At 64.5% G+C, this 12,429-nt stretch carries 11 protein-coding genes; 6 read left to right on the forward strand and 5 right to left on the reverse strand.

Translation table 11 applies throughout. The features are described 5' to 3' along the window. Positions 1–109: 109 nt before the first annotated feature. Genes JQ592_RS27870 through fabI form a run of 4 tightly spaced genes read left to right on the forward strand, consistent with a single transcriptional unit; the run spans position 110 to position 5,340 of the window. Entirely contained in the window at positions 110–2,344 is a 2,235-nt protein-coding gene (locus tag JQ592_RS27870; RefSeq protein WP_211405983.1) for a DUF3141 domain-containing protein, read from the forward strand. Between the two features lie 29 nt (positions 2,345–2,373). Next, positions 2,374–3,336, forward strand: coding sequence for a phosphate acetyltransferase (locus JQ592_RS27875; protein ID WP_211405984.1), 963 nt, complete (start codon positions 2,374–2,376; stop codon positions 3,334–3,336). A gap of 4 nt (positions 3,337–3,340) precedes the next feature. Continuing rightward, positions 3,341–4,555 (forward strand): acetate/propionate family kinase, encoded by a 1,215-nt coding sequence (locus JQ592_RS27880; protein WP_211405985.1) that lies wholly within the window; start codon positions 3,341–3,343, stop codon positions 4,553–4,555. Then, on the forward strand, positions 4,552–5,340 hold the full coding sequence (gene fabI, locus JQ592_RS27885) for an enoyl-ACP reductase FabI (protein WP_211405986.1): 789 nt from the start codon (positions 4,552–4,554) through the stop codon (positions 5,338–5,340). The genes JQ592_RS27880 and fabI overlap by 4 nt, the downstream gene beginning before the upstream one ends. A gap of 182 nt (positions 5,341–5,522) precedes the next feature. Here fabI and JQ592_RS27890 read toward each other — a convergent pair whose 3' ends face one another. The 5 genes from JQ592_RS27890 to JQ592_RS27910 all read right to left on the reverse strand — a co-directional run bounded on the left by JQ592_RS27890 (position 5,523) and on the right by JQ592_RS27910 (position 8,907). After that, entirely contained in the window at positions 5,523–5,981 is a 459-nt protein-coding gene (locus JQ592_RS27890) for a MaoC family dehydratase (protein WP_211405987.1), read from the reverse strand. A 10-nt stretch (positions 5,982–5,991) separates the two neighbouring features. Continuing rightward, the gene (locus JQ592_RS27895; protein WP_211405988.1) at positions 5,992–6,642 is read right to left on the reverse strand and encodes a 3-oxoacid CoA-transferase subunit B; all 651 of its coding nucleotides are present in this window, start codon (positions 6,640–6,642) and stop codon (positions 5,992–5,994) included. Between the two features lie 4 nt (positions 6,643–6,646). After that, a complete protein-coding gene (locus tag JQ592_RS27900; RefSeq protein ID WP_211405989.1) occupies positions 6,647–7,294 on the reverse strand; it encodes a CoA transferase subunit A in 648 nt (215 codons plus the stop codon). A gap of 93 nt (positions 7,295–7,387) precedes the next feature. After that, the gene (locus tag JQ592_RS27905; RefSeq protein WP_211405990.1) at positions 7,388–7,984 is read right to left on the reverse strand and encodes a hypothetical protein; all 597 of its coding nucleotides are present in this window, start codon (positions 7,982–7,984) and stop codon (positions 7,388–7,390) included. Continuing rightward, positions 7,981–8,907 (reverse strand): alpha/beta fold hydrolase, encoded by a 927-nt coding sequence (locus JQ592_RS27910; RefSeq protein ID WP_211405991.1) that lies wholly within the window; start codon positions 8,905–8,907, stop codon positions 7,981–7,983. The genes JQ592_RS27905 and JQ592_RS27910 overlap by 4 nt, the downstream gene beginning before the upstream one ends. A gap of 132 nt (positions 8,908–9,039) precedes the next feature. Between JQ592_RS27910 and JQ592_RS27915 the strand changes: the two genes are divergently transcribed. Both JQ592_RS27915 and JQ592_RS27920 read left to right on the forward strand, forming a co-directional pair. Continuing rightward, positions 9,040–11,547: an alpha/beta hydrolase gene (locus JQ592_RS27915; RefSeq protein WP_211405992.1), complete on the forward strand. Its 2,508-nt coding sequence runs from the start codon at positions 9,040–9,042 to the stop codon at positions 11,545–11,547. A 9-nt stretch (positions 11,548–11,556) separates the two neighbouring features. Then, entirely contained in the window at positions 11,557–12,420 is an 864-nt protein-coding gene (locus JQ592_RS27920; RefSeq protein ID WP_211405993.1) for an alpha/beta fold hydrolase, read from the forward strand. Positions 12,421–12,429 lie beyond the last annotated feature (9 nt).

Genomic DNA, 12,429 nt, shown 5'->3' on the forward strand with positions numbered 1-12,429 from the left:
CGCCAGGCTTCCGCAGGGAACCTCGCACTCCGTCGCTGACCGTTGACCTAAATCAACGTCGGCAGTCCCAGCGCTCCTTGAATGGCTGGACGCGACGGCGAGGACGAACATGGCGATGGACGATCTGAAACTGCCGGATGGCCCGATGTCGGGCCTTGTGGCCTCCGCCGTGGAATACATGGTCGATGCGGGGCAGCGCAGTGTGCTGTTTCTGGACATCATGCGTCAGCGTGGCGACCAGTATCGCGAGCATGTCGCGCAGGTCGCGCCCCATGTGCTGCAATATGCTGCCGAATTGATCGCCGACGGCCGCACGCTGGAAGAGCCGGTCAATTACGCGCTGGTGCGCATCATTCCGCCCAAGGATGTCGAGATCGACATGAGCCGGCGGCCGTTCGTGGTGGTCGATCCGCGTGCCGGCCACGGGCCGGGCATTGGCGGCTTCAAGGCCGACAGCGAGATCGGCGTCGCGATGAAGGCGGGGCATCCCTGCTATTTCATCGGCTTCCTGCCCGAGCCGGTGCCGGGCCAGACCATCGAGCGCATCGCGCGGGCGGAAGCGAAGTTCATCGAGACCGTCATCAGCCGTCATCCCGAAGCCGACGGCAAGCCCTGCGTGATCGGCAATTGCCAGGCCGGCTGGGCCGTCATGATCCTGGCATCGCTGCGCCCGGAGCTGTTCGGGCCCCTGATCATCGCCGGCGCGCCGCTGGCTTATTGGGCAGGCGTGCACGGCCAGTATCCGATGCGCTATTCCGGTGGCCTTTTGGGCGGAAGCTGGCTGACGGCACTGACGAGCGATCTCGGCGCGGGCAAGTTCGACGGCGCCTGGCTGGTGCAGAACTTCGAGAACCAGAATCCCTCCAACACGCTCTGGACCAAGCAGTACAACGTCTACTCCAAGGTCGACACCGAAGCCGAACGCTATCTGGATTTCGAACGCTGGTGGGGCGGCCACGTCAACCTCAATGCCGAAGAGATCCAGTTCATCGTCGACGAGCTGTTCATCGGCAACAATCTCGCCGCCGGCCGCATCGAGATGTCGGACGGACAGAAGGTCGACCTGCGCAATATCCGTTCGCCGATCGTCGTGTTCTGCTCCAAGGGCGACAACGTCACACCGCCGCAGCAGGCGCTCGACTGGATTTTGGACTGCTACGCCGACGTCGACGAGATCAGGGCCTATGGCCAGACCGTCGTCTATACCGTTCACGAGAGCATCGGCCATCTCGGCATCTTCGTGTCCGGCGGCGTCGCCAAGAAGGAGCATGCCGAGTTTTCAAGCAACATCGATTTGATCGACGTGCTTCCGCCCGGACTCTATGAGGCGACGTTCGAGGCGAGGGACAGCGAGACGCTCAACGCCGATCTCGCGGTCGGGCAGTGGGTGATGCGCTGTGAGGCCCGCACGCTTGACGATATCCGCGCGATGGGAGGCAATTCGCCCGAAGACGAGAGGCGGTTTGCCGCCGCCAAGCGCGTCTCGGAACTCAATCTGGCGGCCTATCAAAAGTTCGTCCAGCCCTGGGTCAAGAAGATGGTGACCCCGCAGATCGCGGGCTTGGCGCGCAACATGCATCCGCTGCGAATGCAATATGAGGCCTTCAGCAGCCAGAATCCCTGGATGTCCACCGTGAAGGCGGTCGCCGATCGTGTCGAGGACAACCGCAGGCCGGTCTCGAAGGACAATCCGTTCCTGGCGTTCCAGGAGCAGATGTCGAAGCAGATTGTCCATGCGCTCGACAGCTGGCGCGACGCGCAGGAGGCTCTGAGCGAGACCATCTTCCTCAATGTCTACGGCTCGCCGTTGCTTCAAGCGGCCGTGGGCATCGATCCGAATTCCGCGCCCTCGCAGCGCCGCGAGATGTCGGCGGAGCATCGCGCGATGCTCGAGAAGCGGATCTCCGAGCTGAAATCGCGCATCGGCGAGGGGGGCCTGCGCGAAGCAGCGCTCCGTTCGCTGCTCTATGTCGGTTCCGCCCGCGGCATGGTGGACGAGCGAAGCATCGAGGCACTGCGGCAGGTGCGGCGGGACCATGCCGGCCCCCGGATGACGCTGGCCGAATTCAAGATGCTGGTCCGCGAGCAGTTCTTCATGCTGCTGCTCGATCGGGACGGCGCGCTGGCTGCGATCCCGAAATTGCTGCCCGACGACATGAGCCTGCGGCGCCAGGCCTTCGCGGCGATGCGCGAGGTGCTGTCGGCGAGCGAGGACATCGCCGGCGAGCGCGCCCATCGGCTGAAGCAGATCGCCGGGCTCTTTGGTCTCGACGGAGAGGGGGAGCTGACGTCGAACGTCGCCCCTTTCGACCCCAAGGCAGATTCCAAGGCAAGAGCGTCGTAACGCGGATTGGCGGAAGCGGGAGTGACATGATGTCGGCCGACACGACGGGGGCTCATTCCGGCAGCAAATACGATCGCCTGATCGCGGCGGCGAAGGCGGGGGCGCCGCTACCGACCATCGTCGTCCACCCCTGCGACGAGACCTCGTTGCGCGGCGCCGTCGACAGCGCAAGCGCAGGCATCATCCGGCCGATACTTGTCGGGCCCGAGAGGAAGATCAGGGATACGGCCGCCAAATTCGATTTCGACGTGTCCGGGTTCGAGATTGTCGATGCCGCGCATAGCGAGGACGCCGCGGCCAAGGGCGTCGAGCTCATCCATGCCGCCAAGGGCGACCTGCTGATGAAGGGCAGCCTTCACACCGACGAATTGATGCGCGCCGTCACGGCCAAGACCGGCGGCCTTCGCACCGACCGGCGCATCAGCCACGTCTTCGTCATGGATGTGCCGGCCTACGCCGAGACCATCTTCGTGACGGATGCCGCGATCAACATCTTCCCCGATCTCGACGCCAAGCGCGACATCATCCAGAACGCGATCGACCTCTACAACCAGGCCGGCTTCGGCAAGACCCCGCGGGTCGCGATCCTGTCGGCGGTCGAGACCGTAACCTCGAAAATCCCCTCGACGATCGAGGCCGCCGCGCTCTGCAAGATGGCCGATCGCGGCCAGATCACCGGCGGCATCCTCGATGGACCGCTGGCGTTCGATAATGCGGTCGACGTGGAAGCCGCGCGGATCAAGGGCATCACCTCCGAGGTCGCCGGCCGTGCACAGATACTGGTCGTTCCGGACCTCGAGGCCGGGAACATGCTGGCCAAGAACCTCGCCTACTTCGCCAAGGCGGACGGCGCGGGCATCGTGCTCGGCGCCCGCGTGCCGGTGGTGCTCACCTCGCGGGCGGATTCTCCTCGCGCGCGCATGGCATCCTGCGCGGTTGCCGCTCTCTATGCTCGCGCCCGGCGCCAGAAGGCGCCGACAGTGGCCGCGTGATGCCATGGATACGATCCTCGTCGTCAATGCCGGGTCCTCCAGCGTCAAGTTTCAAGTCTATTCGATCGAGGGCGAGGGGACCCTGCGGCGGCAGATCAAGGGACAGATCGATGGCATCGGCAGCCGGCCGCGTCTGCGGGCCGGCGGCACGAGCAACGGCCCATTGGTCGATCGTGCCTATCCGATCGAGGCCGTGCCGGATGTGCCGGCGGCAATGGCCGTTGCCGGCGACTGGTTGCGGAACGAGCTTCGGGTCACGCCGGTCGCGGTCGGTCACCGCGTCGTGCATGGCGGTCCGGACTATTCGCGGCCGGTCGTGATCGACCACGGCGTCGTGTGCCGGCTCGAGCGCTTGGTCAGTCTGGCGCCGCTGCATCAGCCGCACAACCTGGCGCCGATCCGCTCGCTTCTTGCGGGCTTCCCGACACTGCTCCAGGTCGCCTGTTTCGACACCGCCTTCCACCGCACGCACGATGCGGTCGCAGATCACTATGCCATTCCGCACCAGCTTCATGCCGAGGGCGTGCGGCGCTATGGTTTTCATGGTCTGTCCTATGAATACATCGCCCGAACGCTGCCCCAGGTCGCGCCCGAGATCGCCGGCGGACGCGTGATCGTCGCCCATCTCGGCAGTGGTGCCTCGATGTGCGCATTGAAGGACGGGCGCAGCGTCGAAAGCACCATGGGCTTCACGGCGCTCGATGGCCTGCCGATGGGAACGCGGCCGGGGCAGATCGATCCCGGCGTGGTGCTCTATCTCATTTCGGAGAAGGGCATGCCGGCTTCGAAGGTGCAGGATTTCCTCTATCGCGAGTGCGGACTGAAGGGCCTCTCCGGCGTCAGCAACGACATGCGGGAGCTCGAGGCGAGCACGGATGCCCATGCAAGGCTCGCGATCGATTACTTCGTCTACCGGATCGGGCTCAGTGCCGGCATGTTGGCTGCGGCCTTGCAGGGTCTGGACGCCTTCGTCTTTACCGCCGGCATCGGCGAGAATTCGGCATCGATCCGGGCGCGTGTGGCAGAGCAGCTCGCCTGGCTCGGTGTAACCCTCGATGCCGACGAAAATGCCCGTCATTCACGGCTGATCTCGCATTCCGGCAGTCGCATCCCCGTCTACGTCGTCCCGACCGACGAGGAGCTGATGATCGCGCAGCACACGCTTGCGATGCTGGTCAACGGCTCGTCGCAAAACACACGATCTGAGAGGGTGTCATGATCCCAGTATTCCCGGACAGTAAGGTGGCCCTGAAGGGAAAGAAGGGCCTGATCGTCGGCATCGCCAATGACCAGTCCATCGCCTGGGGCTGTGCGCGGGCGTTTCGTGCGCTCGGCGCCGATCTCGCCGTCACGTACCTGAACGATCGCGCCAAGAAGCATGTCGAGCCCTTGGCGCAGGCGCTGGAGGCGCCGATCTTCATGCCGCTGGACGTGATGGTCGAAGGCCAGACCGAAGCGGTGTTCGAGCGCATCGCCGCCGAGTGGGGCCAGCTCGACTTTCTGCTTCACTCGATCGCCTTCTCGCCCAAGGAGGCGTTGCACGGGCGCGTCGTCGATGTCGGCCGCGACGGTTTCCTCAAGACCATGGATGTCTCGTGCTGGTCGTTCATGCGCATGGCCCATCTCGCCGAGCCGCTCATGAAGAACGGCGGCACGCTGTTCACCATGACCTATTACGGCAGCCAGATGGTGGTGGAGAACTACAACGTCATGGGCGTGGCCAAGGCCGCGCTCGAGGCGTCGGTGCGCTACATCGCGGCCGAGCTGGGCCCGAAGGGCATCCGCGTTCACGCGATCTCGCCGGGCCCGCTGGCGACGCGCGCCGCGTCAGGCATCCCCGAATTCGACGAACTCATGGACAAGGCGCAGTCGAAGGCTCCGTCGCGCAGTCTCGTCAGCATCGACGACGTCGGCAACGCCACTGCCTTTCTGGCGCTTGACGGCGCCAAGCTGATGACCGGCGGCGTGCTCTACATCGACGGCGGGTATCACATCATCGACTGACGCGGCCCGCGTGTTGTCACGCCGAGTTGGCAGTCAGGAGGCTGTGGGCTGATCGTCACATAATGCCAGTGTTTTGCCCGACGGGTCAAACGCTTCGGCCGGCGGAAAAGGTCGGAAGAAAAAGTGCAATGCCGTCAATGCCCCCGCTACTGTGCATGGGGTTGTTTTCGACCTTTTTTGATTCAGCGATAGTGCAGCGCAATCAGCTCGGCGATGCAGGCGGGCTTCTTGCCGCCTTCGATCTCGATCACGAGATGATAGTTGACGCGCAGGCCGTCCGGCGGCACGTCCTCGGCTTCGGCGACCGTGACGCGGCCGCGCAGCTTCGAGCCCGCCGGCACCGGCGCCAGATATCTGATCCGGTCGGCGCCGTAGTTCAGCGTGTTGCGCAGGCCCTTCAGGCCGATCACCGAGCGGATGAAGAGGGGCGCGAGCGCCAGCGACAGCAGGCCGTGGGCGATGGTCTTGCCGCCGGGCATCTCCTTGGCTGCGCGCTCCTGGTCGACATGGATCCATTGCTCGTCGCAGGTCGCCTCCGCGAACTGGTTGATGCGCGCTTGTGACACCTCGACCCAGTCGCTGACGCCGATCTCGGTGCCAACGGCGGATTTGATGTCGTCGAAATCGCTGAATATGCGCATGGTCACTCCGTCAGATCTTCATTTCCGGGACAGTGTCGGGAATGGCGAGCTCGGCCTCCGTCACCGCCAGGACCTCGCCGATGCTGACGCCCGGCGCCGTTTCGAGCAGCGTCGCCTTGCCGTCGGGAAAGCCGATGACGGCCATGTCGGTGACGACGAGGTTCACCGGCCGCGCCGAGGTCAGCGGCAGCGTGCATTTGGCAACGATCTTCGACTTGCCCTTGGCCGCGTGCTGCATGGCGACGATGACGCGCTTGGCACCGCTGACGAGATCCATCGCGCCGCCCATGCCCGGGACCATCTTGCCGGGGATCATCCAGTTGGCGAGCAGGCCGTGCGCATCGACCTGAAGGCCGCCGAGCACGGTGACGTCGACATGGCCGCCGCGGATCAGGCCGAACGACATCGCGCTGTCGAAGGTCGCCGCCCCCGGGAGCGCACTGATCGGCCGTCCACCGGCGTCGGTGAGCAGGGGATGCGCCATTCCCTGCTCCGGTATCGGCCCGGTGCCGATCAGCCCGTTCTCGGACTGGAAGAAGACCTTGAGATCGGACGGAACGTAGTTCGCGACCAGCGTCGGGATGCCGATGCCGAGATTGACGAGATTGCCTTGGCGGAGCTCCTTGGCGACACGCCGGGCGATGATGATCTGCGGATCCATGGGGTCACCCGTTCGCAATGATGTAGTCGACCAGCGGTGCCGGCGTGACGACGTGATCGGGTGCGATGACGCCGACGGGCACGATGTGCTCGGCTGCGACAATGACCGTGTCGGCCGCCATGGCCATGATCGGATTGAAATTGCGCGCGGTCAGCGCATAGGCAAGATTGCCGAGATAGTCGGCGAGGAAGGCGTGGATCAGCGCGAACTGCGCGCGGATGGCGGTCTCCAGCAGAAACGGCTTGCCGTCGACCTCGATCTGGCGCTTGCCCTCCGCAACGAGGGTGCCGACGCCGGTCGGCGTCAGCACGCCGCCCAATCCGCATCCGCCCGCCCTGATGCGTTCGACGAAGGTGCCTTGCGGCACGAGATCGACCGAGATCTGCTTTCCAAGCATCTGCTGCTGGACCTTCGGATTGAGGCCGATATGCGTCGCCGTCAGCTTCGAAACCAGCGTCGCATCGAACAGCTTGCCGACGCCCTTGCCGGGCGTGGCCGCGTCGTTGCAGATCAGGGACAGGCCTGCCTTGTTCTGCCGGACGAGCTCATCCAGCAGACGTTCCGGTGTCCCGACACCCATGAACCCGCCGACCATGACGCTCGCGCCGGACGGGATCATCGCGACGGCTTCTTCGACGGAAACGGCCTTCATGGTCGGACCTCCGGTCGGCAGGCGTAGGTGAATTGTGGGTCGATGTTGGAGGCGGGCGGTCTCGCAGCTTTGATCTGCGTCAAAGCTGCAGGATCATTGCTGCGGGACGACGCCGATGCTTTCCAGCGTCTCGTTCCAGAGCCTGCGCACCTCGGCATGCCGCCGATCGAGCGCTGCGCTCACGGCGTCCCGGAAAGGAAGCAGATCCGGTCCCTTCAGAAACAGGATCTGCGCCTGCAATAGCCGGCCGCTCTCGAACTCGATGCGGCGCAGCGCCGTCACGAAAGGATCGTTGGCATTGGCGTCCGTCGGCAGCAGGGCTGCGGGCCGGATCCCGGCGTGAACGGCGTGCGCGAGGGTGGCGAGTTGGACCGCCTGCGCGCGGGCGTGATCGGCGATGCCTTCGATCGGCGCCGGAAGCCAGGCCATCTCCCAGGACGCGGCCATGGGGCCCAGCGCGAGGTCCGGAACCCAGGCGGTCGCACGCATCAGCAGCGAAACGATCTCGCTCTCGCGATAGAGCTGAGCGTTCAGCTCGGTGTGCCAGGCCGCGTCGAATTTCGCGGGAAGGGCGAGCGCGAATTGCCGCGCCAGCGCGCCATGGGCGGAGAGCAGAAATGCGGAGACCCGCGACTGCTGACGCGGCGGGACGCGGCCGTCGGCCTCCAGCGGTCCGAAGAAGGCGCTCATGTTGCCGCCCTCTGCACCGGGATCGCGCGCAGATGGTCATACCCGTCCGGGAACGGCGAAAAGCCTCCGCCGGCCTCTTCCGGCGCGATCAAGACCTGCTTGTTGCCTTGCCAGCGGCCGGCCATCACGTCTTCGGCAAAGCGCGCCAGCAGGTCGGCGGTGAGGGCCGCCTTTTCGAGCGTGAAGGCGTGATAGGCCCTTGGGATGATCACGAGCGCGCTGTCGGGAATCTCGACGCGCAGGGTCTCGTGCAGTGACCGCGGTGTGAGGAAGTCGAACTCGCCATTCAGGATCATGGTCGGGGCGGTGATGGAGCAGAGCTGCGGCGTCAGCGGCTTGAAGTCGAGAAAGGACTCCATCAGGTTCTGAAGCGCGTAGACGTCGTTCACCAGCCAGCCCTGCCGCTTCACGCCGTCGAGCTTGTCCAGCAGCGGCTTCAGCCATTGGTCCGAGAGGTTCATCGGCAGCAACAGATCCTGGAGATAGCTGGTGCCGCCAAGGATGAGGCCGGTGCGCAGGGCATTGCCGATCAGCAGCAGTTGCGGCGAAAGCTCCGCAAAGCAGCTCATCGGCACGAGCCCCGACAGCCGCGCGCCGTGCTCGATGGCATAGCGCAGCGCGATCAGGCCGCCGAAACTGATGCCACCGAGGAAGACCGGACCATCACCGAGCTCGCCGATCAGGCGATGCAGCACGGCGACGTGGTCGTCCTGATTAATGAACAGCGCGGGTTTGTCGGAAGCGCCCTGGCCGAGCAGATCGAATGTCGCGACGCGAAAGTGCCGTGCGACCAGCGCATCGCGATAGGCGCCCCACAGCTCGGAATATTGCGTGAGACCGTTGACCAGCACATAGGCCGGCGCATCCGCCGGTCCGTCGAGCTCATAGCGGATCCGATATGAGCCATGACTGAGGAAGGGCATTGCGGGCACCGGCCGGCGTGATGATGGCCGCGATCCTCGGCGCCGACGCGGGGATTCCATTGAGCTAAATCAAGCCTCCCGGGGGCACGCAACCTAGCGTGCGCGCAAAACACTGCCAGGAGGGAGGTCGCCATGACCGGGAGAACCGCGCTCGAGCGTTGCATCGTCAGCCTGATCCTGTTGCTGGTCGGGACCGCGCTTGCGGTGGCGCAGCCGTTCACGCGCCGCTCGTCGCAGGTGCAGCATGACGGTCTCAAGAAGACCTATGAGATCGCCAATTTTCGCCTCGGCGGAAAGTACGACCTGGCCGATCCTTCGAAATGGGAGAATGGCGGCGAGGGCGGCGTGACGCTGGAGTCACTCGGCGGCGGCAAGCTGCGCACCGGCTACATCGCGATCGGCAACGCGCGGCGCAATGCCGCCGGCGAGATCACCAATGCCGTCGTGATCAACTCCTATTATTCCGGCGACTCCACCGACATGTATGAGCAGTGGGTCAAAGGCGCCGCCCTGTCAGGCGGCGTCCCGGTCATCGGCCCGGGCCGGCCGATCGACACCGACCGCTACTACGTCATCATGGTCGATCCGCTCGGCACCTGGGGGGCGAGCAAGCCGTCCGACGGACTCGGCATCAAGTTTCCGCAGTACAGCTACTACGACATGGTGCAGGCGAATTACCGCCTGCTGCGCGACGAGCTGAAGGTCGCGCGCGTCGCGCTGGTCACTGGCGTCTCCATGGGCGGCACCCAGACCTATGTCTGGGGTGTGATGCATCCCGAATATATCGGCGCGTTGATGCCGATCGGCGGCACCACGCAGTCCGACGGCGAGGATCCCGTCGGCAACTGGACCTTCCAGATGATGACGGCCGCGATCGAGGGCGATCCGGTCTGGCAGGCGACCAAGGGCGACTATTACAAGCTGCCCAAGGAGAAGCATCCGGTGCCGGGCGTGGCGTTCGGCTGGTCGATCCTCGGCATGACGGGCTATGATTTTGCCTTCCGCACCACCCAGAACTGGGCGGCGGTCCAACCTGAAATCTTCTACTGGGATCCGCCGAACGAGAAGGCCGGATTGAACGTCATCAACCGCGCCAAGCTCTATGACGCGGTGGATCTGGTCTGGCGCAACCGGGTCGGCGAGACGCACAACGTCAATCCCTATCTCGGCCGCATCCAGGCCCGCACGCTGGTGATGCACATCACCAACGACCTCTGGCTGAACTTCAAGCTCGCCCAGAAGGCCGTCGACCGCGTGCCCGGCGCGGATCTGATCGCCGAGGAAAGCCCGGTCGCCCATTACGGCGTGTTCCCGCTGATCAACAATCGAAAGAACGATCCGAAGTTCGTCGCCTTCATGGACGACGTTGCGAGCCTCGATCGCGCGCAGAAATTCGTCGACAAGAATTATCGCGTGGCCGACGTCGCCCAGAACATCGATCCGAAGAAGTCGTTCTGGAAGGCGTATGTGACCTATCCCTATCCGGTCAAGTTCGGCAATGCCAAGGACAAGAGCGGCAATTCATGGGAAATCGGCTACATGGACGAGTATGCCGGCACCGACAAGGACCCGAAGGTGCTCGTCATCATCCACGGCAAGGGCGCATTCGGCGGGCACTACGGCAACATCATGCAGTATGCCTTGCGTAGCGGCCTGCGCGTGATCGTGCCCGACCTGCCGCATTACGGCATGTCCGGTCCCGGCAATCTCGACAAGAACCCGGCGCGCACCATGCAGGACATGCGCGAGGTCATCTACGACCTCGTCGTCAACCAGCTCGGCGTCAAGAAGGCCTATTATCTCGGCCACTCGCTCGGCGGTCAGTTCGTGGTCGGCTACGCGCTGACCTGGCCGGATGCGGTGCAGGGCCTCGCCCTGGAAGCACCCTCCGGCCTCGAGGAGTATCCGCGCGAGATCACGATCGCCAAGGACAAGAAGGCGCCTCTCTTCGCAGACGGCCTCGGTCGCGACTTCGACAAGTGGAAGCAGGTCTGGGACCAGACCGGCATCCTCGCGGCGGAGAAGGCGCGCGACGAGCAGAACATCCGCGACTTCTTCTATTTCAGGAAGCGCGATCCGAGCACCGGGACGGTGTCGGCGGCCAAGAGCGGGTACTTCTTCAGCGACAGCGAATATGCCCGCTTGCACACCGAGCAGCGCGTCGGGCTCACCAAGGGCAACCCGAAAGAGCTCGAGCAATGGTGCAACGTCTTCATCTTCGACATCTACACGATCGGAGCGGAGCTGCAGCAGGATGATCCGAAGAATCTCTATGAGCGCGTCATCCAGATCAAGGCGCCGATATTCCTGTCATTCGGCGACAAGGAGCCGTTCATCCCGACGCCGGCGTTCAACGGGCTGACGGATCTCGGGCGCGACGTCATCACACCCTTCATGTCGCGGATGACCAATGCCGGCAACCGGCCGATCCTCAAGATCTATCCGGAGACCGGACATTTCATCCATACGGATAACCCGGTCGAGTTCTCCGTCGACGTGGTTGATTTCGTCACCAAGGGAACGGTCGACACGTCGTCGCCGCTCGGCACCGACCGCATGATCAGGGGCGCGGTGGTGTCGGCGCTGCCGGTGGCGCCAACGCCTCCCGGCGCGGCGCCGACGGCGGGCCTCAACAAATAGGACGCTCTGATGCCGAGGGTGCAGGCGGGGGAGGTCCAGCTTGGCTGGCGAGCGTGGGGAGAGGGCGACGTCACCGTCGTCTTCATCCATGGCAACCTCGCCAGCAAGGACTGGATCGAGCTTGCAGCACCTCTTTTTCCAACGGGACTGCGCGTCATCGGCCTGGACTGGCGCGGGTGCGGTGACAGCGATCGGCCGAAGCCGAACGCGGACTATTCCAACTATTCCATGCAGCAGCACGCAGAGGACATGCTGGCGGCGCTCGATACGCTGGACATCGGCTATTGCCATCTCGCGACGCATTCGACCGGCGGCATCATCGCTGCACGCATGCTTCTGATGCAGCCGGAGCGCTTCGGACGCGTGTTCGCGCTCGATCCTGTGACGCCGCTCGGCATGGCCTTCAATGCCGACCAGATCGGCCTGTTCCGGTCGATGATGATGAACAAGGAGTTGACTCGCACGATCATGGCAACGGCGGCGTCCTCGCTGTTCGTGCCGGAGAGCATGGCGCCGAACGCCATCCCGCGTTTCCGCGAAGGGCTGGGCGAGATCGAGGCGCTGTTCGACCGCATCATCGACCAGACTTTTGGCGTCTCGGAAGGAATCTGGATCGGCACCCCCGTCAACCTCACGCGCGAAAAGGAAAGTCGCGAGCTCGAGCGCCGCATGCCGGAACTGCGGCACCCGCATATGGTGCTGTGGGGCGAAAGGGACGTCTGGATTGCGCCGGACGATCTTCGCGCGATGGCCAAGGCGATGCCGGATTGCCGTCTCGTGATCGTGCCCGGCATTGGGCATTCGATGAACCTCGAACGCCCCGCGCTCTATGCCGGCTATTTCGGCGCTTGGTTCGGAGGCCTGCCCTCCTAGGTGATCCTA

This window comes from Bradyrhizobium iriomotense (assembly GCF_018129405.1).
GTDB lineage: Bacteria > Pseudomonadota > Alphaproteobacteria > Rhizobiales > Xanthobacteraceae > Bradyrhizobium > Bradyrhizobium iriomotense_B.

Excerpts from the sequence above, each read along its gene's own strand:
- JQ592_RS27870 (WP_211405983.1), top strand. The coding sequence starts at position 110 with ATGGCGATGGACGATCTGAAACTGCCGGATGGCCCGATGTCGGGCCTT.
- fabI (WP_211405986.1), top strand. The coding sequence starts at position 4,552 with ATGATCCCAGTATTCCCGGACAGTAAGGTGGCCCTGAAGGGAAAGAAG.
- JQ592_RS27895 (WP_211405988.1), bottom strand. The coding sequence starts at position 6,642 with ATGGATCCGCAGATCATCATCGCCCGGCGTGTCGCCAAGGAGCTCCGC.
- JQ592_RS27910 (WP_211405991.1), bottom strand. The coding sequence starts at position 8,907 with ATGCCCTTCCTCAGTCATGGCTCATATCGGATCCGCTATGAGCTCGAC.
- JQ592_RS27890 (WP_211405987.1), bottom strand. The coding sequence starts at position 5,981 with ATGCGCATATTCAGCGATTTCGACGACATCAAATCCGCCGTTGGCACC.
- JQ592_RS27880 (WP_211405985.1), top strand. The coding sequence starts at position 3,341 with ATGGATACGATCCTCGTCGTCAATGCCGGGTCCTCCAGCGTCAAGTTT.
- JQ592_RS27905 (WP_211405990.1), bottom strand. The coding sequence starts at position 7,984 with ATGAGCGCCTTCTTCGGACCGCTGGAGGCCGACGGCCGCGTCCCGCCG.
- JQ592_RS27875 (WP_211405984.1), top strand. The coding sequence starts at position 2,374 with ATGTCGGCCGACACGACGGGGGCTCATTCCGGCAGCAAATACGATCGC.
- JQ592_RS27900 (WP_211405989.1), bottom strand. The coding sequence starts at position 7,294 with ATGAAGGCCGTTTCCGTCGAAGAAGCCGTCGCGATGATCCCGTCCGGC.
- JQ592_RS27915 (WP_211405992.1), top strand. The coding sequence starts at position 9,040 with ATGACCGGGAGAACCGCGCTCGAGCGTTGCATCGTCAGCCTGATCCTG.
- JQ592_RS27920 (WP_211405993.1), top strand. The coding sequence starts at position 11,557 with ATGCCGAGGGTGCAGGCGGGGGAGGTCCAGCTTGGCTGGCGAGCGTGG.